We start from the raw sequence: 22,804 nt of genomic DNA, 5'->3' as shown, positions 1-22,804 counted from the left end.
CAAAACTGGAGAAATTAATGCCTGTCACTCCCACCGATCCACGCCAATACGCAGACCTGTCTGGCATCAAGATCGTAGCCTCCGATATGGATAACACCCTGGTTGGGGCCGATGGCGAACTTCCCGGCGAAATCTGGGACATTATCCGGGAGCTAAAGGCCGAGGGCATCCAGTTCGTGCCGGCAAGCGGGCGTCAGGTAGCTACGCTTCAAGATATGTTTGCGCCCGTGGCCGATGGAATGACGTTCATCAGCGCGAACGGTGGGCTGCTTGCGCGCGATTCCGAGATACTCTATTCAGCTCGGCTCAAGCCTGAAGATCTGGGCGACATCATGACGATCGTTCGGGACCTCGCCTCGGGCGGAACCAACGTGGGGGCCGTGCTAATCGGCGAAAAGCAGTCTTATGTTGAACGCACTGACACGGCCTTCGTGAGTGAAGTCCAACGCTACTTCCATCAGCTCCAGATCCTAGAAGATGCTCTTGAAGCCGATGATCACATCGTCAAAGTGGGGATCTATTCTTTTGATGGACTGGATCCCGTTTTACCACGGTTGGAGAGCTACCAGCAGACCCATTCCCTCACGTTCTCTGCGGACGATTGGGTGGACGTTCAGGGCAAGAACGTCAACAAGGGCGTGGCGCTAGAAGAACTTCAGAGAATCCTCGGGGTTGGCGCAGATGAGACCGTGGTGTTCGGCGATTATCTTAACGATTCTGAACTCATGGCTGCCGGAACGCACTCGTTCGCTGTGGCCAATGCACATCCGGACGTCATCGCCGCCGCTCGCTACGTGGCGCCCAGCTGCGCCGAACGCGGCGTTGTTCAGGTGCTTCAACACATTCTAGATAGAAAGTAGGGAAAGACAGTGGCACGCCTTGTGGTATCTGTACCCACCCAGTCGGAATTCGACTACATCAGCAAATACGATGTTGAGCCCGTCATGTGGAAGGTGGACTCCCCTGCCCCGCGCCAAGATCTTGACATCGCGGTTATGCCCTACTTCTTCGACGTGAAGAAGCTCGCCTATCTTGAGGGGATGTCGCCAAGGCTTGTTCAGCTCGCCAGTATTGGATTCGATGGGGTTGCCGAGCAGGCACCGGCCGGCCTCACCATCGCCAACGCTGCCACAGTCCACGAAACGGCCACCGCGGAGCTAACCCTCGGGTTGATGCTCGCGGCCCAGCGCGAGATTCCGCGCATGGTGAGGAATCAGGATCGCAATCATTGGGAAAATTTCCGGGCCGTGGGACTGGCCGATTCCACCGTCGTGATCGTTGGCGTAGGCGGCGTGGGCACCGCAATTGCCGAACGGCTGGAGCCCTTCGAGGTGAACACCGTGCGGGTGGCATCGCGCGAACGCGACGATTTTCGCGGGCATGTGTACGGCATCGACCAGCTTCCTGAGCTTCTTCCCACCGCCGATATCGTGGTGCTGGCTGTGCCGCTCTCCGATAGCACACAGCATCTTGCGGACGATGCGTTCTTCTCCCAGATGCGGGACGATTCGCTTTTCGTTAACATCGCTCGCGGCAAGGTGGCCGATACGGAGGCGTTGATCCGGCACGCCGGCCGCATCCGGGTTGCCCTCGACGTTGTAGATCCTGAACCGTTGCCCGAAAACTCCCCGCTGTGGAGCAATCCTGCGGTCCTCATCGCGCCTCACGTGGGCGGCTGGTCGCAGGCTCAATTCCCCCGGCACAACGCCCTCGTGGGGAGGCAGATTGAACACCTGCTTGCGGGCGAGGAGCCCGAGAACGTTGTGCTTACCTCCTGAGTAAGTCAAGCCTTATTCCCGCTTCCGGCCGCTTATGCTGGCGCCGGTAACTCCCGATGGTCCTAAAGGTCAGACCAGTCAGCCGTGGCCATAGATGTGGTTATCCATCACGCTTTCAAGGGAGAAATCTAGCCATGTCTGGAAACTACGATCGTATTCTCGAACCCGTACAGTTTGGTTCGCTCACTCTCAAGAACCGCGTGATCATGCTTCCGATGCACGATCACATGGCGACGCCGGAAGGCTTCTTCTCGGATCGTCAGATCGCATATTTTAAAGCTCGTGCGGAGGGTGGCACAGCGCTAATTCTTACCGGGGCAACCGCGGTCAGCGAGGACTACGCTGAACCTGGCGAGGGATGGAATTCGGTCGCGAGTGACGCTGCCATACCTTCGATGAAGAAGCTTGCCGATGAAATCCACGCGGTTGGGGGCAAGATCGCCATCCAGCTGACAGCTGGACTAGGACGCAACGGCGGTGACAACAAGCCGGGCGAACCGCCCGTCAGTGCCTCTGCCAATCAGGCTTTCGGTGCTCCCAGTGTCACGTGCCGAGCGTTAACTACAAGCGAAGTCAAAACGATCGTCAGAAGATTTGGCGAGGCCGCGACGCGGTGCGTGAAAGCAGACATTGACGCAGTAGATATTCACGGACACACCGGCTACCTCATCGATCAGTTCCTGAGTCCCCAGTGGAACACGCGCACGGACGAATACGGAGGTTCAGCGGAAAATCGGGCCCGATTCGCCTGCGAGATCATCTCGGAGATCAAACGAGTTGCCCCGGATCTGCCCGTCAGCTTCAGGCTGTCTCTCAGCCAGCGCTTCCCAGATGGTCGCACTACTGAAGATGGATTGGAGCTGGCTCCCTACATTGAGGCTGCTGGGCTGGACGTCTTTTTAGCCGACGACGGGTGCTATGAGGCCATGGACTACGTTTTCCCGCCCTATTACCTTGGCGACGGATGCATGGTTCCTGCAGCTCGCATCCTCAAAGACTCGGTCTCGATCCCTGTGGTAGCGTGTGGCAACCTCGATCCTGACACCGCTGCTGAGGTACTCGAGGGAGGCGACGCCGATATCATCGGTGTAGGACGTGGTCTCATCGCCGATCCGCAGTGGGTAGACAAGCTCGCCAAGGGACGTCGCAATAGCATCCGGCCTTGTATCCGCTGCAATGCTTCGTGTGTGGGCAACGTTCTTCAAGGCGAGCACCTCGCCTGTGCCGTGAACCCCGAAGCAGGCTTCGAGCTGGAACGGGAAATCCAGAAGGCGCCCAGTTCCACGACCGTCACCATAGTGGGAGCGGGGCCCGCCGGATTGGAGGCGGCACGTGTTGCCTCTAGCAAGGGCAACACGGTTGATATCTATGACAGTGCAGACAGAGTGGGCGGGGTTCTGCTGCCGGCGGCCACACCCGTGTTCAAGAAGGAACTGCACCGGATGATCGATTGGTGGGAGGGTGAGATCGCTGCGTTGCCGGTTACGGTTCATTTAGGTTACAGGGTGACTGCCGATGATCCGATCATCGGGCAGGCTGCTAACCTGATAGTTGCGACCGGGTCCGATCCTATTGTTCCATCCTCGATTCCTGGGATCGACGGTCCCAACGTCACCGGAGTTATCGAGGCTCACGAAGGAGCACAGCTCGGTCACCGCGTGGTCGTGGCTGGTGGTGGGCTGTCTGGCGCCGATCTCGCTTTGGAACTGGCTCAGGCCGGGCACGCGGTCACCATCGTGGAAATGATGGACTCAATCGCGCGCGACATGCTCCCCGTCAATCAGATCACGCTGCTGCGCGAATTGGCCGCCGCGGATGTGGAGATCCTAACAGGTCACAAGGTCACCGAGATTCACCCCGATGGAGTTGTAGTCATAGGACCCCATGAGGGACCCAAAACACTTTTGGCCGATACAGTAGTCACGGCATTCGGAGTAAAGGCCGCTGATGAGTTGGGCACCGAACTAAAGAGGCGCGGTGTCCCATATACAGCAATCGGGGATTGCACGCAGCCAGCGAAGGTGGGCGAGGCCATCAACGCCGGTTACGTGGCGGCTCTGGCGATCTAGGAAGTCACTTGCGTTTGCGGCGCTCCCGTACACGAACGGAGATCACGATGGGTGATCCCTCGAATCCGAACGTCTCCCTCAGCTGATTCTCAATGAAGCGGCGGTACCCCGCCTCAATGAATCCTGAGGCAAACAGGACGAAGCGTGGTGGACAGGAAGACGCCTGAGTGGCGAACAGGATGCGCGGCTGCTTGCCTCCCCGTACCGGGTGAGGGTGAGCGGCCGCGAGTTCGCCGAGGAACGAGTTGAGCTTACCCGTAGAGATCCGGGACTCCCACGAATCGATGGCGGTCTCCATAGCTGCCGTCAGGCGGTTCGTGTGCCAACCCGTACGGGCCGAAAGGTTGATCCGTTCAGCCCAGCGCAACTGGGATAGCTCGCGGTCCATCTCCCGATCCAGTTCCATGCGGCGATCTTCGTCCACCAGATCCCACTTGTTGCAGACGATGACAAGCGCACGCCCGGCGTCCACAACCTGCTGCATCACCCGGATGTCCTGCTCTGTAAGCGGCTCCGAGGCATCGACCAGTACGAGGCCAAGTTCAGCTTTCTCGATGGCAGCCTGAGTTCGCAGTGAGGCGTAGTAATCGGCTCCGCTAGTCTGGTGGACCCGGCGGCGAATACCGGCGGTATCGACGAACAGCCAATTCTGGCCGTCTAGCTCCACGTGTTCATCTACCGGGTCTCTCGTAGTGCCCGCGAGTGAATCAACCACCACGCGTTCGGCTCCCACAAGTTTATTCAAGAGCGATGACTTGCCCACGTTGGGGCGGCCAACTAGTGCGATCCGGTGCGGGCCGTCCGTTGGAGTTGCCTCTGCTACCGCGGATTCTGCCGGCAGAATCTCCATGACGGCATCAAGGAGATCGCCGGTACCGCGGCCGTGCATGGCTGAAATCGGGTGGGGTTCTCCAAGACCTAGACCCCAGAGATACGCGGCATCCGATTCCTGCATCGCCGAATCCACCTTGTTGGCGGCAAGCACGATGGGCTTGCCGGAGCGGCGCAGAAGGCGAACGATTTGTTCGTCAGTGTTCGTAACACCCACGGTTGCGTCCACCACCAGTACCACTGCATCGCAGTGATCGATAGCCACCTCGGCCTGCCGGGCAACGGAGGCGTCAATTCCCTTGACGTCCACGTCCCATCCGCCGGTATCTAACAGCGTGAAATCGCGGCCCGCCCACGAGGCGGGATAGGAGACCCGGTCCCTTGTAACACCTGGAGTATCCTGAACCACCGCCACCCGCTCCCCCACGATGCGGTTCACAAGAGTGGATTTGCCAACGTTGGGACGGCCAACAACGGCGATCACGGGCAGCGCCTTCAGGCGCTCGGATTCGTAGGCATCCAACTCGCCAGAGAGAACGGCGAGGTCCTCTTCGGACAGATCGTACGAATCGAGGTTTCCGAGCAACAGCTCATATTGAGCCTGCTCGTCGTTCATGTCTTCTTCGCTCATCGCATCTTCTCCGGGATCAGGGAAATGACGGCCTCGACAACCTGATCGATGTCCAATGCAGACGAGTCGATCGTGGTGACTCCATCTTCCGCGGTCATGAATCGAGAAACTGTCGAATCATCCGCGTCGCGGCGCAGCACCTCGTCGCGCGTGGCCTCAAGCGCTGCCGTATCGGCGGCACCACGTACTTCCAGCGCTCGGCGTGCCAATCGAGCTTCCTCGGAGGCGGTAAGAAGCACTCGTACATCGGCGTCTGGGGCTACTACGGTGGTGATGTCGCGGCCTTCGGCGATAATGCCGGTGGTAGCCTCGGCAATGATCTGGCGCTGACGCCGCTTCATCTCCGCGCGTACATCCAGATTCGTTGCTACCTGGGATACGTGCTTGGACAGATCCGAGGTACGGATAGCCTGAGTGATGTCCGCTCCGGCACACACGATCTTCTGATTATCGGGGTCAAGAGGCATGTCGAGTGGCATATTGCGGACGGCCGTGGTCACGGCGGCTTGATCGGAGAGGTTAATTCCACGGTCCATACACCACCACGCGGCGGCACGGTACATTGCTCCCGTGTCGAGGTATGCAAGCCCGAGCTGGCCTGCCACACGGCGCGATACTGTCGATTTTCCCGAACCCGATGGCCCATCCAGAGCGATCACAACGCCCATCTTCTTCTCTCTTCCTTCGAGCACTACCTGCCATCCACGCCGCTCGAGGCCGCGCGCCAGTTCTAGGGCGCGGTTTGGCTCAACGGAGAGCATGCCCCGGCCGACGCGCTGGTTGACCGAGTGTTCCATTTGCAGATCTTCAATATTGACACCAATTTCGCCCACTTCGCTAAAAAGGCGTCCAAGTTCACCGGGACGGTCTGGGATTAGAACGATCACTTCGGCGTACCGATGCGGCGCACCGCCGTGCTTACCTGGGATCCGTTCCACACCCTCATTCCCCATGAGGATGGTGCGGGACACTCCCGCCAAAACGCCTTGGCCATAAGGATTGCCAATGCCAGCCTCTAGAGATGTGATGAGTTTGCCAAGTTCCGATTCCACCTTCTTGAGGGCACTGGTGACTGCGCCAGCGTTACCCGCGATGATCGAGGCCCATAGCGATGAATCCGACCGGGCGATGCGCGTGACGTCACGCAGGCCCTGACCGGCAAGATTCAACGCCTCGCTCGGAGCGTCCCGCAATGCGCCGGCCATAAGGGAGGACACTAGCTGTGGCAGGTGGGACACTAAGGCCACGGAGGAATCGTGTTCTTCCGGGCGCATAACGATCGGGATCGATCCTGCTTCCAGGGCGAACTGTTTCATGAAGGTGATCATTGATTCGCTAGTCGCAGCACTGGGAGTGATTACCCAGGGTCTGCCAACGAAGAGATCCGCGTCCGCTGCAATCGCGCCTGATCGCTCACGGCCAGCCATGGGATGCGAACCTACGTAACGCGAAGCGCCTTCATTCGGCTCTACCTCGCGCACTATTGGCTCCTTCACCGAAGCAACGTCAGTGACCAGTGCATGCGGATACGCGTCCAATGCACGGCACACGACCGCGGCAGCCACGTCTGGAGGTGTGGCAATAATGACGAGTGAGGGTTCTGGACTACCGACTTTGGCGATATCCCCAGCGCCGAGGTCTCTAGCCAACGCCGCTGCGGCTGGCGAGGTGTCCTCAAGCTGGACTTCTTGGCCCAGCTCACGCAATCGCAAGCCGAGCGAGGCCCCGAGTAGGCCCGTCCCAACGATGCGAACAGGGCCCATTACATCCCCACCGAGTGCATTAGGGCAGACAGTTCAGTTCCAGCAATCTGGCGGGTACGGCCAGGCTTGAGGTGGCCCACTTCTATCGTGCCAAATCGGGTGCGGACCAGCTCCATAACAGGGTGGCCAACTTCTTCCATAATCCGGCGAACGATGCGGTTGCGGCCCGAATGCAGGGTGATCTCCACGATCGAATTGCGATCCGCGGATTCACGGAGCACGAAATCGTCTACCTGGACGAAACCGTCTTCAAGGGTCACGCCGCGAGTGAGCACTTTGCCCAGCCCGCGAGTCACGGAGCCCTCTACCCGAGCGATATATGTCTTAGGCACTTCATAGGAGGGGTGTGTAAGCCGATGGGTCAACTCGCCGTCGTTCGAAAGCAGAATAAGCCCTTCGGTGTCTTGATCAAGGCGCCCCACGTGGAAAAGGCGCTCGGGGCGGTCCTCCACGTATTGGGCCAAGCTAGGCCGCCCCATCTCGTCTTCCATGGTGGAAACAACGCCCGGGGGCTTGTAAAGCGCTAGCGTCAGCTTATCTTCGTGAATCTGGACCGGCATCCCGTCTACGTGGATCGATACCTTAGCAGGATCTACGCGCGTCCCCAGCTCTGTGACGATCTGGCCATCCACTTCAATCCGGCCCTGCTCCATGAGGACTTCACAATAGCGGCGCGATCCAACTCCCGCGTGCGCGAGGACCTTTTGCAGGCGTTCGCCTCGAGGATCGTTTGTCATTGAATATCCTTTACTACTTCGTCCAACTCGGAAACTTCGGGCAAGTACGGAGCCAGAGGTACGAGCTCATCTAGGGAATTGATTCCCATACTCTCGAGGAAGTACTGCGTTGTGCCGTACATCGTGGCGCCGGAAACAGATACCTCGCCACTTTCGGAAATCAGCCCGCGCGCTAATAGCGTACGGACAACCGAATCAACATTAACACCTCTGATGGTCGTAATCTGCCCACGGGACACCGGTTGGCGGTAGGCGATGATGGCCAGAGTCTCCAAAGCCGCGGTGGACAACCGCGCGGACGCATCCGCCACCACAAATTCACTGACTACGTCAGCGTACTCGGGATTCGTATACAGCCGGAAGCCTCCGCCTACCTCACGCAAGATAAATCCGTGAGCGCGCCCGCCACTGGTCCCCGCGTACTCCTCTTCAAGCTTTGTCAGGAGGTCGCGGACCTGGGCGAGGTTGAGGCCGGAGGCTCGGCCCAGATCCTCGATCGGAACCGGATGGTTGGCTACGAGAAGAATCGCTTCAATTGCGGCTAGCTGACGCTCTATCACTGATCCCTCCTTAGACCCACGAGGATAGTCGCAAGTGCCTCCTTCTGGGAAACCTCCACGGTTCCAGCCCTCATGAGTTCCAACACGGCCATGAACCTAGAGACGATCGTCGGGACGTCCGGGGCATCCTCGCACAGCTCCTGAAAGCTGTGTTGTCGGGCATCGGCAAGTTCGGCCTTCAGGTAGGCAATCTGGCTCTCAACAGAGACCAGGGAGTGGTGCAAGTGCTCAACGAAGACCGTCGGTTCCTCATGGCGCCGCGTAATGGCCTGAGCCGCAAGCATCGCTAGTTGTTCCACGGAAACGCTCAGATCAATCTCCGGGAGAGCATCGCGATACTCGGGCTCCAAAGGCACATCGCGCGGGGCGGTTTTGGATTGAGCCGCGATGAGTTCGGAGAGGATGGAGGATGCCTCCTTGTAGGCGCGGTACTGCAGGAGCTTGGCGAACAGAATGTCCCTCTTTTCCAAGAGCTCCACATCCTCGTCCTCAATCTCTGCTCCCGGCAGCAGGCGGGAGGCCTTCAGCTCTAGGAGAGTTGCCGCCACAACAAGAAACTCACTAACTTCGGACAAGTCATAGCGATCCTGAGCCCGAATGAATTCGATGAATTCGTCAGTTACCTCGGCAAGGGCCACCTCGGTGACATCCAGTTTCCTGCGCGCAATCAGCGAGAGTAAGACCGAAAAAGGCCCCGCGAAAACATCCAGCGTAACCGCGAAGGCGTCCTCCGATTCCTCTACGCGCATTGGCCCTTGGCGATGACTTCGCGGGCGAGCCGCCGATAGGCCTTAGCTCCCGGATGGGAGGGGGCGTAACGCGTGATCGGTTGGGCGGCGATCGTGGCGTCCGGGAACTTGACCGTGCGGGAAATAAAGGTGGTAAACACCTTGTCGCCGAAGCCATCGCGGACGGAAGCCATGACCTCGCGTGAATGCAAGGTGCGCATATCGATCATCGTGAGGAGGACACCATCAAGGGTAAGTCGGGGATTCAAGCGGTCCTGAATACGCTGGATTTGTTCGGTGAGCAGTGCCACTCCACGCATAGCGAAATACTCTGCCTCAAGTGGGATCATGACGCCGTGTGCTGCCGTGAGTGCATTGACAGTGAGGAGGCCAAGGGACGGCTGGCAGTCAATGATGATGAGATCGTAATCGTCAATCACCGGCCGAAGAACCCGAGAGAGGGCCTGCTCGCGAGCCACCTCGTTAATCAGGACGATTTCAGCCGCAGAAAGATCGATGTTCGCGGGAACGATGTCCAATCCTGGGACTTCGGTGGCAACGATGATCTCGCGTACATTGGGGCGATCGGCAATCAGTTCGTTGTAGATGCTGCGCTCTAGGCCGCGGGCGTTCACGCCTAGACCAGCGCTAGCTGCTCCCTGAGGATCAAAGTCCACCACGAGAACCCGCCGACCATACTCCGCTAGAGCAGCTGCCAGATTGATGGTGGTAGTGGTTTTTCCCACGCCACCCTTTTGGTTAGACATTGCAACGATGCGCGCGGGGCCGTGCGTGCTGAGGGCAGCCGGCTCGGCATAGTCTTCGTTCGGGACCTCGGGAAGAAGGGCATCTTGTTCACTCACGTTCCAAGACTACCTAAACCATGGGCGTTTGCGCCCGAGGATGCGCACCCGCGTACACTTCTTTGACAGTCTCGCGGCTCACGTGCGTGTAGATCTGCGTGGTGGTGACCGAGGAGTGCCCGAGCATCTCTTGAACAACGCGCACATCCGCCCCACCCTCCAAGAGGTGAGTTGCGAAAGAATGGCGCAGGCTGTGGGGCGAGACATGGACACTTAGCTTCGCGGCTCCCGCCGCGGCCTGTATAACTCCCCACGCGCTCTGGCGGGACAGCGGGCGCCCACGTTGATTGAGGAAGAGTTCTTTGGCTCCGGTACCGCGCCGCGCGAGATCCGGGCGCGCTCTCGTGATGTAGGCACTGATGGCATCAGCGGCGTAGGTCCCCAGTGGAAGGATTCGTTCTTTGCGCCCTTTTCCGTAGAGACGAATCGTGCGCCCGTCTAGGTCAACATCGTCCATGGTGAGTCCAATGGCTTCGGAAATTCGTGCGCCCGTTCCATACAGCACCTCGACGAGTGCACGATCCCGTAGCGGTATCGGACCATCGCCCATGCCTGCTGCATCGATGAGAGCAGAAATCTCTCGGACGGTGAGTGCGTGAGGCAGACGGGACGGGATCTTTGGGGGCTGAACGTCCGCCGCCGGATCGCTCGGGGTGGCCCCTTCTTCGAAAGCAAATTTGTGAAAAGCACGCACAGAGATCAAAGAACGGGCGATACTCGATGTGGCCATACCCTCCAAATATTCGGGGAAGGACGCCACGTCCTCACTTGTAACGTCCGCCGCTTCGGTGACTCCACGAGCCCCCAGATGGCCGAGATACTTCCCGAGGTCACGGCTGTAGGCCGCAAGTGTGTTCACCGAAAGTGATCGCTCCACCGTTAGGTGATTGATGAACTGGCGCATAAGCCGGGAAATCTGCGAGTCTCCGGGAATCTTCGGAATTGTCACCATAGTGACTCCAGTGTAGACAATTCGGACTTCACTCTGCCGTTGGCCTTTCGGTCCGGTATTCTTGGTCAAGTAAGTCCGGGCCAGCCGGACATTTCACGAGAGCAAAAGGAGTTGCTGCAATGGCGGAGCTCACATGGACCGAACTTGACCAACGTGCAGTTGATACCGGGCGCGTTCTAGCCGCGGATGCTGTTCAAAAGGTTGGAAACGGCCACCCTGGCACGGCGATTTCACTATCACCACTCGCTTACACACTTTTCCAGAAGGTTATGCGCCATGATCCCTCAGACGATCAGTGGATCGGTCGTGACCGTTTCGTTTTGTCTATCGGGCATTCGTCCCTGACCCTATACAACCAGCTCTACTTTGCCGGATATGGGCTTGAGAAAGAAGATCTCGCATCCTTGCGTACGTGGGGTTCCCTTACCCCGGGCCATCCCGAGTACAAGCACACCAAGGGCGTCGAGATGACAACCGGCCCGCTGGGTCAGGGCATCTCAGCCGCTGTTGGTATGGCCATGGCCAGCCGCCGCGAACGTGGCCTCTTCGATCCAGAGGCACCCGCCGGTGAATCGCCCTTCGATCACTTTATCTACGTAGTGGGCGGCGAAGGCTGCTTGGAAGAGGGAGTCACTTCCGAGGCCAGCTCACTGGCTGGCACCCAGCACCTCGGCAACCTCATTTTCATCTGGGACGATAACCGAATCTCCATAGAGGACGATACCGTTATTGCCTTCTCCGAAGATGTACTAGGCCGTTACGCCGCCTACGGCTGGCACACCCAGCACGTGGATTGGACAAACGGTGGATCCGAGTACAAGGAAGACGTTAACGGCCTGTATAACGCCATCCTTGAGGCCCAGAAGGTAACTGACAAGCCCTCCATCATCCGCCTGTCCACCATCATGGCCTGGCCCGCTCCCACGAAGCAGGGAACTGGCGCGGCCCACGGATCGGCCCTCGGTGCCGAAGAAGTGGCTAGCCTCAAGGAGATCCTCGGCTTCGATCCCAAGGAGGACTTCCCCACCGATCCAAAGCTGCTCGAATACACGCGCTCAAACGCGCGGACAAACGCCGATGCAACTCGCGGGGAGTGGCAGCAGAAGATGTCTGCTTGGAAGGCAGAACACCCTGATCGCGCCGAGCTCCTTGAGCGCCTAGAGAAGAATGAGCTACCCGAGGGCTGGGAAGATGCCCTCCCAACGTTCGAGGTTGGCACCTCTCTGGCAACCCGCGCCGCATCCGGAAAGGTCCTCTCCGCCCTCGCTCCGGTTCTTCCTGAGCTGTGGGGCGGCTCTGCCGACTTGGCGGGATCGAACAACACAACCATGGCTGGCGAGCCTTCCTTCTTGCCGGCGGACCGCGTTTCCGAAGACTGGCCGGGTAACGAATACGGCCGCACGCTCCACTTCGGTATCCGCGAGCACGGCATGGGTGCAATGGTCAACGGCATTGTCCTTCACGGCCTTACCCGCGCCTACGGTGGCACCTTCTTCGTATTCGCTGACTACATGCGTGGCGCTGTCCGCCTCGCAGCAGTCATGAACATTCCGTCTATCTTCGTGTGGACACATGATTCGATCGGCGTTGGCGAAGACGGCCCAACCCATCAGCCCATCGAGCACCTGTGGGCATACCGTGCGATTCCCCAGCTGGATATTGTGCGGCCTGCCGACGCCAATGAAACGACTGCCGCATGGAAGGCCATTCTTGAGCGCAACGAGGGTGGCCCTGCTGGCCTCATCCTCTCGCGTCAGAATCTCCCCGTTCTAGAAGGCACCTCGAGCGAGGGTGTCAACAAGGGTGGCTACGTCCTGTCCGAGTCACCTACCGGGAAGGTCGACGTCCAGCTTCTGGCCACCGGCTCCGAAGTTGCTCTGGCCGTTGATTCCCAGAAGGCTCTTGCCGATCTTGGAATTGGCGCTCGCGTGGTCTCCCTGCCGTGCCTCGAGTGGTTCGAGCAGCAGGATCAGGCCTACCGCGATTCCGTGATTTTGCCTGAGGTCAAGGCGCGTGTATCGGTGGAGGCCGGAACCACGTTCGGTTGGGCCAGTTACATCGGTGAAGCAGGACGCAGCGTGGGCATCAACCACTTCGGCGCTTCTGCGGCCGGTGGCAAGCTCTTTGAAGAGTTTGGCTTCACCGTGGATCACGTGGTATCCGCAGTCAAGGAGTCCATCACAGCAGCCTAGCCCTTCTGGCTGAGCGTTAAACGCCGCACGCCTCTTTAGGGAGCGTGCGGCGTTTGCGTATACTGTGTTGGCGCCCAGAGCGCATCAGTATGGACATCAAGTTGAGGTGAGACAAGCGTGCCCAACCCATTACGGCAAGCACAGGATACAAGGCTCCAGCGCATCGCCGGTCCCTGCGGCATCGTTTTGTTCGGTATCACAGGAGATCTGGCCAAGCGGAAGATCCTTCCCGCTCTCTACGATCTGGCCAATCGCGGCCTTCTTCCGCCTTCTTTCTCGATTATCGGAGTGGCCCGCCGCCACATCGAAAATATCGAGGAAGTAGTCAAGGACTGCATTCAATCCGGCGCCAAGACCGCTGTAACGGACACCACGCTCAACCAGTTGCTCTCCGGCTTCAGCATGGTCGAGGGCCAGTTCGATGATGCAGATACCTATGAGCGGCTTGGCCAGCGTATGGAAGATACTGATCAGTCGCGCGGAACTGGCAGCAATTACGCCTTCTATCTCTCAATTCCGCCGGAGCTATTTCCTACCGTACTCGGGGGCATCGGCGGTGCCGGGCTGCAATCGGGCCCGCGGGGTTCGTGGCGGCGCGTGGTGATCGAGAAGCCGTTCGGCCACGATCTGGCCTCCGCTCAGGAGTTGGATCAAGTAGTCACCGGAGTTTTCGATCCCGATTCAGTGTTCCGCATTGATCATTACCTCGGCAAAGAGACCGTGCAGAACGTGTTGGCACTCCGATTCGCAAACGAAATCTACGAATCCGTGTGGAACGCCAATCACGTAGATCATGTCCAGATCACCATGGCCGAGGATATCGGAATCGGATCACGCGCCGGATACTACGACGGCATCGGATCGGCCCGTGATGTCATCCAGAACCATCTGCTCCAGCTCTTGGCTCTCACGGCGATGGAGGAACCCAACAGCTTCAGCGCGGACGCATTGCGCGCCGAGAAGGAAAAGATTCTCGACGCCACGTCCTTCTACGGCCCAGTTGGCGAATCCGCCGTGCGTGCCCAGTACGAGGCGGGCTGGCAGGGCGGCCAATGGGTCAAGGCCTATAGAGAAGAAGACGGCATCCCTCAGGATTCGATCACTGATACTTATGCCGCCCTCCGCCTAGGGATCCACACTCGCCGCTGGGAAGGTGTCCCCTTCTACCTTCGCGCCGGTAAGAGGATGGGACGGCGAGTTTCAGAGATCGCGGTGGTCTTCAAGTATCCGCCCTTCTTGCCATTCGAATCTACAGCTGGAATGGGACACAACACCCTAGTGATACGTGTCCAGCCGCAGGAAGGCATCACATTCAAGGTGGGCTCCAAGGTGCCCGGTTCCTCGATGCGCCTGCGCGACGTCACGATGGACTTTGCCTACGGACACGCCTTTACGGAGTATGCCCCAGAGGCCTACGAACGCCTTATCTTGGACGTCCTGCTGGGCGATCCTCCCCTGTTCCCGCGGCAAAAGGAAATCGAGACCTCTTGGAAGCTGCTCGATCAAGCCGAGGAGTACTGGGAGGCCCACCCCGAGACTCTTGATACCTACCGTCCGGGGACGTGGGGTCCGGCGTGCGCCGACAAAATGCTAGCCCGCGATGGCAACGAATGGCGCCGGCCTTAGTCCGAAAGGAACACCATGATCATCCACATGAATAACACCTCATCAGCCGCGGTGGGCCTAAGGATGGAAGAACTACGCGATACCGTGGGATCGGTGGCTCTCGGGCGCGTACTCACACTCGTAATTATCGCCAATGATAGCGCGGGCATCCGTGACGGTATGCAGGCCGCAGCTGGCGCCTCACGCGCCCATCCCTGCCGCATCGTTGCCATACACGCGGTGGATGCCGACGAGCCGCAACTCGATGCCGAGATCCGCGTTGGGGCCGAAGCCGGCTTGTCTGAAATCGCCATTCTCCGATGTTCTGGTGGCGCCGGTTCTGATCTGGAGACGGTGCTTTCCCCTCTCATCCTGCCCGATACACCAATCGTCGCGTGGTGGGTTCAGGACGTCCCGGAGAGAACCGCCACCACCGCAGTTGGTTCCCTCGCCCAGCGCCGCATCACCACCTCCCGATTCCTCGGGGACCCGATCCAGAACCTCTGCGTTATGCGCGATACTTATACTCCGGGAGATACTGACCTCGCTTGGGCCGGTATGACGCTCTGGCGCAATCACCTTGCCGCCATGCTGGACGAGCCTCCGGAAGAGCCCGTGCTGTCCGTTACCGTCGAGGGAGCCAGCGAACACCCGTCCACCTATCTGCTTGCCGGCTGGCTCGCCCTGCACCTACAAGTGCCCGTCACCATTGACCGGCATCAGGGCGCCGTCATGACGGAGGTTTCCCTACACCGTGAATCCGGCGATTTACGGCTCGTGCGCCCGCTCGGCAGCGAGATCGCCGATATGATCCGGCCGGGACGCCAAACCCAGCGCGTGAACCTCCCCGTTCGCACGATGGAGACGATGTTGATCGAGGAGCTGCGTTCAATGACCGCGGATGTAGCGTATGGCGAAGTCCTGCAGAACGGACTTCCTCTCCTTGATATCCCTGAGTTCCAGCGCTAGCGTTCCATCACCCAGCCGCGTTCGGCGCGCAAGTCTAGCCGTACCCGTGCACCGATAGTTCGGGGTGCCTCACGGTCCCACTCGTGCGCTACGAGTGTTCCGATCTCCATTTCGATCTCCGTTTGCGTCTTACTGCCCGCAAACGCCGAACCGATAACTTGTCCAACGCTTCCAACTATTTCTGATGCATCAGGTGCGGATTCTAAGGTGAGGGATTCCGGTGGCAGCGCCAGTGTGGCTGGGCCGATTCGTAGCCCCCGCTCACACGGTATTGTGGCTTCGTTTCTGCCCACCCGCACGGTCGCATGGTCCTGGTCCGGGCGGGCGATCACCATCGCCGCCAGAATATTCTCCTGCCCCAAGAGTTCCGCCACGAACCGTGAGCGTGGCCGCCGGTAGATGCTCATCGGTGCATCGATTTGCACAATTCGCCCGTTGCGCATGACCGCCACACGGTCCGCAATCAGAAAGGCCTCCTCAAGATCGTGCGTTACGTAAACGGCGGCGAGCCGTCCGCGCATTACTTGTTCCTTCACATCCCGGCGGATATCCCTACGAAGGGATACCTCAACGTGAGAAAGCGGTTCGTCTAGGAGGAGCACCTTCGGCCTGCGAACCAAGGTTTGTGCCAAAGCGACGCGTTGCGATTGCCCTCCAGAGAGCGTACTAGGCTGGTTTCCAGCCAGCGCGGAAATGTTCATGTTCGCCATCGCGATATCAATTAGGTCGCTTCTTTTCGCGTCACGCTGGCGTACATCATCAAGCCCGTAGCCGATGTTCTCACGAACAGAAAGCTTGGGAAACAACACCGGATTCTGGAACACCATTCCGGTTTCCCGCTGTTCGGGAGGCACGCCGGATACGTCTACGGCATCAATAAAGACGCTCCCCTCGCTCCGATTCAGCCCCGAAATAGCGTGGAGGAGTGTGGATTTACCTGAACCCGACGGGCCCACAACCACGAGGATTTCGCCCGGTGCCACGTGAAAGCTAACGCCGTGGAGGGAGAACTCTCCTAAGGTCAAGCTGAGATCACGAACCGTGAGTCCGTAAGGGGAGATACTCATACACGCCTCCGGTTCCGTAGTTTTGTTGTTGAATCGAGAACGACGGCGATCAGTATCCCTATTCCCAGAATCGAGGCTGCGGTCAGGATGCCTGTGAGGATCGAAAGTGCGAATGCCGCACTCGATTGCCCGCTAGCCACGAATGTGAGCAACTGCGGGGTAGCCAGATCCAAGCCACTGGGAGCCACAAAGACGAGGGGTGAGAGGTTGGTGAACAGAGCTCCCGTCTCGAGGCAAATTGAGGCAATAGCGATTGGCATGAGATAGGGGAACTCCACGGTCATGAGGACTCTCATTGGGCTCGCTCCCAAATCCCGTGCCGCGGCCGCAGAGTCAGACGTGCGTAACGATGCCAATCCCAGTACGAGGAGTGTGGACATCGGTAGGCAGACCGCAACGGCCGCGAGAAACATCCCGATCCAACCACCGGCAGCTGAGCCCCCGCCAACCACCACCGGGATCGCCACATAATCACCAACAGTGACTGGTGCTCGCAAGCCTGTGGCTAGGAGCGCTCCAGTTGCTGTTGGGGATGCGAGAACCATGAATGCCACCAGAATGTATCCATAACTCCGTACCTTTCCTCTGGCATGCACAATGGCCGAGGAAAATAGAAGAGCTGCCACTGCACTGACAGGTACCGCCACCGCGATGAGCATAACGACGGGAAGAATGGACGTGCTCGGCTTGGTTCCGGCAAGGAAGGCGGACGCCCCTCCCCACCCAATAGTAATGAGAATTCCGGCGATCGACAGCACGCTAGGGAGGACCAGTACACCCGCGAGGCCCCTCAGCAAGAACGGGAGCTTCATCTGAGAAAGCAATTCCGAAACGCGCGCCCGCGGCACGAGATGGGTCAAGCTGGTACCCCGCCAAAAACTGGGACGTGTAACAATCAGTGCCACGATCGCCGCCGGAACCAGCATCAGCACGGCCGCCCGAACCACACTAGGTCCAGGCGAACCTCCAGCAACGGATCTGAATATGTGGGAAGCAAGATGGGCCTGATTCCCTCCGTATACTGAGTAGATGCCCGGATCAGAGAAAAGCTGAAACGCGCCCCACATCCATGCTAACGCGGCGCCGCGGCGCCACATTGGCCCGATACTGTGGCGCCACGATACCCGCAGGGGTAGTCCAAGGCTGCGTGTAAGCATCAGGGTGTCCGCATCAATGAACCGCAATGCCATTGCTTGTCCAAATACGGCGGCCGGCAACACAGTCAGGCTGGAGGACAAAAGGAGGTGCGGTTCCCCCAGCCACTGGTGAACAGCATGAGCCACGATGACTGGAGGAAACAGAAAGGGCACTGCACTGAAGGCAAAGAGCGCGTGACGGCCTCGCCTCGGGCACATCCCGTATCCGAAAAGCACAATCGCTGCAGCAAGCACCAGAGCGATGGAGGCGGCAGCCATTGGCAGCGCAAGTGACCGTACTGTCAACCAAATAAGAGTGGACCACTCGGTAATGGGCAGTGATGTTGAAGGTGAGTTACGGGCCGCAAGGGCGAAGGGCAATGCCACTGCCGCCGTCACGATGGTTAGGACGAACGTAGGCAGCGAGCTTCTAATACGTACCACGCCTCACCTCCGTGGCCCACACGGTAATAAGGCGTGAGTGCTCCGGGGCGGACTCGGCCACGCCTCCCCCGATGATGGGAACTTCCAACGATTCGAGTTCCTCAATTAGGTTCGGTGTAAGGGCCGAGGTTGTGTAGGACTGCGGTACCTGCGATCCCGAGGCTGCCTGGCCCTGAGATGAGAGCGCAAAGTCCACAAATTCCCTTGCTCGTTCCGGGGTGTCCGTGCCGGCAAGCGCACCGACCGCGCCTACTTCGTACCCAGTGCCGTCCTTCGGGTAGACCACCTGCACCGGCCCACCATCGGCTCGCTCGGCTTCACAATAGGGACCAAAGGAGATTCCCACGGCCGCATTGCCTTGAGCAACATTGCGGGCTACCGCGGTACCCGAATCCAAATAGCCTTTCAGGTTTCCCTCGAGGGAGTTCATGTAGGAAACCATCCCCTCGGTGCCGTCCAATCGCGAATACTGAACCCACAGCATGGTCGCGGCCGTACCCGAAAGCAGCGGACTAGACATTAGCGTCTGCCCTTCGAACCGTGGATCTAGCAGATCGTCCCACGAGGTGGGTAAATCAGTTGGCGGGATGAGGTCAGTGTTCACGCAAAAGGAAAGGATCCCCCCGTATACTCCGCCCCAGTATCCCTCATGGTCGCGTAGGCTCTCCGGCAGGTTCCGTACAGATGGGAGATCGCCAATTGGCAGCAGCAGGCCCTCTTGGGACGCTTCCACATAAGACTCCGCTGGACCGCCAAGCCACACATCGAACTCTGGTTGATTCTTAGTAACGCGAATCCGGCCCAGAGCTTCCGAAGTTGGCAACCGAACAATCTGTACGGTAGTTCCAGTTAGTGCTTCAAACTCATCTGCTACCGCGAGGCATGATTCGACGTTGTTGGAGCATAGTACTGAGAGTTCCGCACGTGGCTGTTGAAGATAAAGGAATCCAGCGACCGCCAGTCCGGACACACCAAACACGGCCAGCAGGCGGATAACCTGCTGGCGTGCCCAGCGTGAATAGAACCATCTCACGGTGCTACCTTAACGGCCCTGGAGCCAAACTAGATAAGTGAAGGCCCCCAGAACGTGGACTGGGGGCCTTCAACGCTTGGATAAAGCTACTCAGTTGCGGAAGCTTGTGCCTCGCGCTCGTTCATGAGCTTGCGCTCATCCCTACCCACGATCCACATGAAGATGACTGCCACAACGCAGATCACGATCATGACGATCCAAGTGACGTCCCAACCGAAGTTATGGATCAGTACGCCCACGCCGGTAGACGCAAGGGTTGCGCCAAGGATGTAGCCAAACAATCCGGTGAATCCAGCCGCAGTTCCCGCAACGTTGGTTGGCGAGAGGTCGATGGCCTGGAGACCAATGAGCATGACCGGGCCATAGATGAGGCCACCGATCAACGCGATCAGGAGATAGAACATCCAGATCGGGGCGGTTGACGGAAGCAGCCAGTACAGCGCAATTGCCACGCCGGTACCTGCGAGGAAGAGGATTCCTGCACCCGAGCGCCAGCCCTTGAACACCTTGTCAGAAACCCAGCCGCACAGAAGCGTTCCGATGATGCCGGCCAGCTCGAAGATTGCGAAGCCCATGATGCCGTCGCTTACCTCGGCTCCTGTGTAATCACCTAGGTACACGGGAATCCAGTTCAGCACTCCGTAGCGAAGCGTGTATACGAACACGTTGGTCAGAGCTAGGAGCACAACTATTCGGTTGGTCAGCACGTGCTTGAGGACAACCTGAACCCAAGACATGCCTTCAACTTCATCGTCCGTCATCTCGACCTTGGCAGGATCGTTGCGGTACTCCTCAATCGGAGGCAGGCCAACGGCTTCCGGGCGGTCGCGAATGAGGAAGAAGGCAATAATCGCGACTACCAGAGCAATGATCGCGGGGAACCAGAACGCGGGGCGCCAATCATCAGGAGAAGTGGCCCAGTTCTGTAATGCGAAAGCCGCGGCAACACCAACGCCAGCACCGCCAACGTTATGCGCACAATTCCAGATGGATGTCTTCCACCCGCGTTCGTTCGTAGAGAACCAGTGAACCAGAATTCGTCCTGAGGGAGGCCAACCCATTCCTTGGAACCAACCGTTGATAAACATGACGGTTGCGAACAGGCCAACAGATGCGGTGATAACTGGAACGAGAGCCACCAGCATGTTCACCAGAGCGGACAGCGCTAGCCCCAGTGGCAGGAAGTACCGTGCATTGGCTCGGTCCGAGAGCATCGCCATGAAGAACTTGGAGAGCCCGTAGGCGATCAGCACAGAGTTGGCAACGATACCAATCTGCACGGTGTTCATAATGTCGTGATCCTTGAAGATCTGCGACACGATAGAGACATTATTACGGATCAGATAGAAACCCGCATAACCTAGGAAGATTCCGAGGAATACTTGCCCGCGCATGCGCGGGTATTTTGCAGCAACTTCGCCATCACTGAGGCGAGGCGCCGCTGGTGGTGCCGAAAGAAAACCGAGCCCACCTTTAGACTCTGAAGCCATGATCTTTCCCTTGATGAAACCAACAAATACAATTCCATCATGGACCAATGCTAGTGACAGACGGCACGATTCTGGTTACCGAAAGTCACAGCGCTGTTACCAAGCTAGACGATCAGGAGCCGATAACCTTTTCCACGAACTGAGGACACAAGTGAAGGATCGGCCCCTGCCTGCTCCAAGTGCTTTCTCAACCGGTATATGGCGGTCTTGATCATTTCGCGCCCACCCACTGTGGTGCTTGTTGCCCACGCCTCGTTGAGTAGCTGTCTGGGCCCGACTGTTTCGCCCTCATGTTCAGCCAGTACGGCCAACACTCGAAACTCGGTTGAACTGAGGTCTATCCGCTTTCCGGCCCACCACGCCCGCTCGCCACGCAAATCAACTCTCAGGGGCCCGCTTTCAACGGTGTTTTCGGCTTCATGGGTGCTTGCTCCTCGAGTGCGGCGCATGATTGCCTCAGCCCGGAGTGAGAGCTCGCGTGGACTGAAAGGTTTACCCACATAATCATCGGCCCCGGCCTCAAGTCCACGGATTCGATCATTTTCATTCACGAGCGCGGTCAGCAAGATAATGGGGACATTATTGCCAGCCGCACGAATACGCTCCGTTAACTCAAAGCCCGTCATATCCGGGAGCATGATATCGAGGATGACGATATCCACCGCCTTCTCCTCGAGTATCTGCCACGCCTGCCGGCCGTTGGTGGCTGGTAGCGCACTATACCCGAGACTTTCGAATGCAAAAGTCACGATGGAGACCATTTGTGCTTCATCATCCACCACAAGGACAACTGGCTTCATTCTTCCTCCCGTCCCACGTGCTCGGGTAACTGGACCATGATTGCGGTGCCGCTCCCTACCTCGGTGTCCACGAGCACACGCCCCCCGAGTGATTCGGCGATGCGTTTGACCACCATCATGCCTAGGCCGCTACCGGGCCGCCGCGTTGACCCGGTGCTGAACGGCGTAAATAACGCATCCACGTCTTGGTCCGTCATCCCGGAACCGCGGTCCATTACTGAGATAGTACAACCACCGGCATCTCCCGCCCGCACAGAAACGGTGACGGAGGCATCCGCACCTGCATGGCGTGCCGCATTATTGACTAGGTTCCACACGAGCTGGCGAACCTGCGTCTCATCAGTGACGATCGGAATCATCCCGCCAGAGGACTCTACAAAGATAGGAGTCCCAAGAATGCGCCGAACCTCCCGAGCACAACTTGAGACAACCGCCCTGATATCCACCAGCTCTTGGTGCGAGGGAAGCGCTCCGGTTTCAAGGCGCGAGATGGCAAGCATATTCTCAGCCATGTCAATGACAAGCTGCGTGTTATCGGAAATTGTGGAGACGAACATCTCTTGAGCCGGGGTCAGTGGCCCAGGTGTTTCTTCGGCAAGCAGTTCGGCCGCCCCGCGCACCAGTGACAAGGGCGTGCGTATCTCATGGGATATGACGGCCGGCTGCCGGTCCAACTCTTGCAGGCGTGCCTCGCATTGCCGAACGCGACGCCGCGTCCGGATCAGCGCAATGGCCAACCCAAAACAACAAATCGCGGCGAATCCTGCACAGATCCACCCCGCCGATACCACGGCACTTAAGAAATAAACTTCGTGGCAAGCCCGATGAGCACAACAACGATGGCCCACACGATTGCCACACCAACGGTAATGCGGTTGAGGTTACGTTCAGCAACACCAGACGAACGCATTGAGGTGGAAATGCCGCCACCAAACATATCGGAGATGCCGCCGCCTTTGCCCTTATGGAGCAGGATGGAAAGGACCAGCAGCAGGCTGGTGATCACCAGTAATACTTGGCAGACAATAAGAAGAACGTTCACGTGTTTCCTTTGGTAATGAGAACGCCACCCAGTGTACAGGGGCGCGCGGGGGGGCGGAAAAAAAAACCCCCCCCCCGCCCCGGACCCAAATGTGGGAGGTGGGGGTAGTTAGGG

20 protein-coding genes are annotated in these 22,804 nt (G+C 58.7%); 6 read left to right on the top strand and 14 right to left on the bottom strand.

The annotated features are described in order from the left end of the window. Positions 1-17 precede the first annotated feature (17 nt). The 3 genes from DD236_RS05600 (at position 18) to DD236_RS05590 (ending at position 3,847) form a co-directional block, all read left to right on the top strand. Complete coding sequence (locus DD236_RS05600) at positions 18-860, top strand: HAD family hydrolase (protein ID WP_109093410.1); 843 nt, start codon at positions 18-20, stop codon at positions 858-860. 9 nt (positions 861-869) lie between these two features. Continuing rightward, positions 870-1,778, top strand: a complete 909-nt coding sequence (locus DD236_RS05595; RefSeq protein ID WP_109093409.1) for an NAD(P)-dependent oxidoreductase — start codon at positions 870-872, stop codon at positions 1,776-1,778. 134 nt (positions 1,779-1,912) lie between these two features. Beyond that, positions 1,913-3,847 carry an NAD(P)/FAD-dependent oxidoreductase gene (locus DD236_RS05590; RefSeq protein ID WP_109093408.1) on the top strand — a complete coding sequence of 645 codons (1,935 nt, stop codon included), beginning with the start codon at positions 1,913-1,915 and terminating at the stop codon, positions 3,845-3,847. Between the two features lie 4 nt (positions 3,848-3,851). Here the strand turns inward: DD236_RS05590 and der are convergent, their stop codons facing one another. Genes der through xerD form a run of 7 tightly spaced genes read right to left on the bottom strand, consistent with a single transcriptional unit; the run spans position 3,852 to position 10,912 of the window. Then, on the bottom strand, positions 3,852-5,309 hold the full coding sequence (gene der / locus DD236_RS05585) for a ribosome biogenesis GTPase Der (RefSeq protein WP_109093407.1): 1,458 nt from the start codon (positions 5,307-5,309) through the stop codon (positions 3,852-3,854). Further along, positions 5,306-7,072: a prephenate dehydrogenase gene (locus tag DD236_RS12385; RefSeq protein ID WP_165819835.1), complete on the bottom strand. Its 1,767-nt coding sequence runs from the start codon at positions 7,070-7,072 to the stop codon at positions 5,306-5,308. Before DD236_RS12385 ends, der begins: the two co-directional genes overlap by 4 nt. Beyond that, positions 7,072-7,809 (bottom strand): pseudouridine synthase, encoded by a 738-nt coding sequence (locus DD236_RS05575; RefSeq protein WP_109093406.1) that lies wholly within the window; start codon positions 7,807-7,809, stop codon positions 7,072-7,074. The genes DD236_RS12385 and DD236_RS05575 overlap by 1 nt, the downstream gene beginning before the upstream one ends. Next, entirely contained in the window at positions 7,806-8,369 is a 564-nt protein-coding gene (gene scpB, locus DD236_RS05570) for an SMC-Scp complex subunit ScpB (protein ID WP_109093405.1), read from the bottom strand. Before scpB ends, DD236_RS05575 begins: the two co-directional genes overlap by 4 nt. Next, complete coding sequence (locus DD236_RS05565) at positions 8,366-9,118, bottom strand: segregation and condensation protein A (protein ID WP_109093404.1); 753 nt, start codon at positions 9,116-9,118, stop codon at positions 8,366-8,368. The genes scpB and DD236_RS05565 overlap by 4 nt, the downstream gene beginning before the upstream one ends. After that, on the bottom strand, positions 9,109-9,960 hold the full coding sequence (locus tag DD236_RS05560) for a ParA family protein (protein WP_207785703.1): 852 nt from the start codon (positions 9,958-9,960) through the stop codon (positions 9,109-9,111). Before DD236_RS05560 ends, DD236_RS05565 begins: the two co-directional genes overlap by 10 nt. 13 nt (positions 9,961-9,973) lie before the next feature. Next, entirely contained in the window at positions 9,974-10,912 is a 939-nt protein-coding gene (gene xerD / locus DD236_RS05555) for a site-specific tyrosine recombinase XerD (protein WP_109093403.1), read from the bottom strand. A 119-nt stretch (positions 10,913-11,031) separates the two neighbouring features. Here xerD and tkt point away from each other — a divergent pair, with 119 nt between their 5' ends. The 3 genes from tkt (at position 11,032) to DD236_RS05540 (ending at position 15,678) form a co-directional block, all read left to right on the top strand. Continuing rightward, positions 11,032-13,104, top strand: a complete 2,073-nt coding sequence (tkt, locus tag DD236_RS05550) for a transketolase (RefSeq protein ID WP_109093402.1) — start codon at positions 11,032-11,034, stop codon at positions 13,102-13,104. Positions 13,105-13,221: 117 nt separating this feature from the next. Continuing rightward, on the top strand, positions 13,222-14,730 hold the full coding sequence (gene zwf, locus DD236_RS05545; protein WP_109093401.1) for a glucose-6-phosphate dehydrogenase: 1,509 nt from the start codon (positions 13,222-13,224) through the stop codon (positions 14,728-14,730). A gap of 15 nt (positions 14,731-14,745) precedes the next feature. Beyond that, positions 14,746-15,678 (top strand): glucose-6-phosphate dehydrogenase assembly protein OpcA, encoded by a 933-nt coding sequence (locus tag DD236_RS05540; protein WP_109093400.1) that lies wholly within the window; start codon positions 14,746-14,748, stop codon positions 15,676-15,678. On the opposite strand, the gene DD236_RS05535 is transcribed toward DD236_RS05540, so the two are convergent. The 7 genes from DD236_RS05535 to secG all read right to left on the bottom strand — a co-directional run bounded on the left by DD236_RS05535 (position 15,675) and on the right by secG (position 22,690). Then, the gene (locus DD236_RS05535; protein WP_109093399.1) at positions 15,675-16,745 is read right to left on the bottom strand and encodes an ABC transporter ATP-binding protein; all 1,071 of its coding nucleotides are present in this window, start codon (positions 16,743-16,745) and stop codon (positions 15,675-15,677) included. The genes DD236_RS05540 and DD236_RS05535 overlap by 4 nt on opposite strands. Then, positions 16,742-18,325, bottom strand: a complete 1,584-nt coding sequence (locus DD236_RS05530; protein WP_133246062.1) for an ABC transporter permease family protein — start codon at positions 18,323-18,325, stop codon at positions 16,742-16,744. The genes DD236_RS05535 and DD236_RS05530 overlap by 4 nt, the downstream gene beginning before the upstream one ends. Further along, positions 18,312-19,358 (bottom strand): extracellular solute-binding protein, encoded by a 1,047-nt coding sequence (locus DD236_RS05525; RefSeq protein ID WP_109093397.1) that lies wholly within the window; start codon positions 19,356-19,358, stop codon positions 18,312-18,314. Before DD236_RS05525 ends, DD236_RS05530 begins: the two co-directional genes overlap by 14 nt. An 86-nt stretch (positions 19,359-19,444) precedes the next feature. Next, positions 19,445-20,848, bottom strand: coding sequence for an MFS transporter (locus tag DD236_RS05520; RefSeq protein ID WP_109093683.1), 1,404 nt, complete (start codon positions 20,846-20,848; stop codon positions 19,445-19,447). 104 nt (positions 20,849-20,952) lie between these two features. Then, positions 20,953-21,648, bottom strand: coding sequence for a response regulator transcription factor (locus tag DD236_RS05515; protein WP_109093396.1), 696 nt, complete (start codon positions 21,646-21,648; stop codon positions 20,953-20,955). Next, a complete protein-coding gene (locus DD236_RS05510) occupies positions 21,645-22,385 on the bottom strand; it encodes a sensor histidine kinase (protein ID WP_165819834.1) in 741 nt (246 codons plus the stop codon). The genes DD236_RS05515 and DD236_RS05510 overlap by 4 nt, the downstream gene beginning before the upstream one ends. Before the next feature lie 59 nt (positions 22,386-22,444). Beyond that, complete coding sequence (secG, locus tag DD236_RS05505; protein ID WP_109093394.1) at positions 22,445-22,690, bottom strand: preprotein translocase subunit SecG; 246 nt, start codon at positions 22,688-22,690, stop codon at positions 22,445-22,447. Positions 22,691-22,804 lie beyond the last annotated feature (114 nt).

Source organism: Ancrocorticia populi, assembly GCF_003123745.1.
Lineage (GTDB): Bacteria > Actinomycetota > Actinomycetes > Actinomycetales > Actinomycetaceae > Ancrocorticia > Ancrocorticia populi.
The sequence above is the reverse complement of the archived record's forward strand: the minus strand, read 5'-3'. Positions and strand labels throughout refer to the sequence as shown.

Excerpts from the sequence above, each read along its gene's own strand:
- xerD (WP_109093403.1), bottom strand. The coding sequence starts at position 10,912 with ATGGTGACAATTCCGAAGATTCCCGGAGACTCGCAGATTTCCCGGCTT.
- der (WP_109093407.1), bottom strand. The coding sequence starts at position 5,309 with ATGAGCGAAGAAGACATGAACGACGAGCAGGCTCAATATGAGCTGTTG.
- DD236_RS05590 (WP_109093408.1), top strand. The coding sequence starts at position 1,913 with ATGTCTGGAAACTACGATCGTATTCTCGAACCCGTACAGTTTGGTTCG.
- DD236_RS05565 (WP_109093404.1), bottom strand. The coding sequence starts at position 9,118 with ATGCGCGTAGAGGAATCGGAGGACGCCTTCGCGGTTACGCTGGATGTT.
- DD236_RS05515 (WP_109093396.1), bottom strand. The coding sequence starts at position 21,648 with ATGAAGCCAGTTGTCCTTGTGGTGGATGATGAAGCACAAATGGTCTCC.
- tkt (WP_109093402.1), top strand. The coding sequence starts at position 11,032 with ATGGCGGAGCTCACATGGACCGAACTTGACCAACGTGCAGTTGATACC.
- DD236_RS05520 (WP_109093683.1), bottom strand. The coding sequence starts at position 20,848 with ATGGCTTCAGAGTCTAAAGGTGGGCTCGGTTTTCTTTCGGCACCACCA.
- DD236_RS12385 (WP_165819835.1), bottom strand. The coding sequence starts at position 7,072 with ATGGGCCCTGTTCGCATCGTTGGGACGGGCCTACTCGGGGCCTCGCTC.
- DD236_RS05535 (WP_109093399.1), bottom strand. The coding sequence starts at position 16,745 with ATGAGTATCTCCCCTTACGGACTCACGGTTCGTGATCTCAGCTTGACC.
- DD236_RS05540 (WP_109093400.1), top strand. The coding sequence starts at position 14,746 with ATGATCATCCACATGAATAACACCTCATCAGCCGCGGTGGGCCTAAGG.
- DD236_RS05600 (WP_109093410.1), top strand. The coding sequence starts at position 18 with ATGCCTGTCACTCCCACCGATCCACGCCAATACGCAGACCTGTCTGGC.
- DD236_RS05575 (WP_109093406.1), bottom strand. The coding sequence starts at position 7,809 with ATGACAAACGATCCTCGAGGCGAACGCCTGCAAAAGGTCCTCGCGCAC.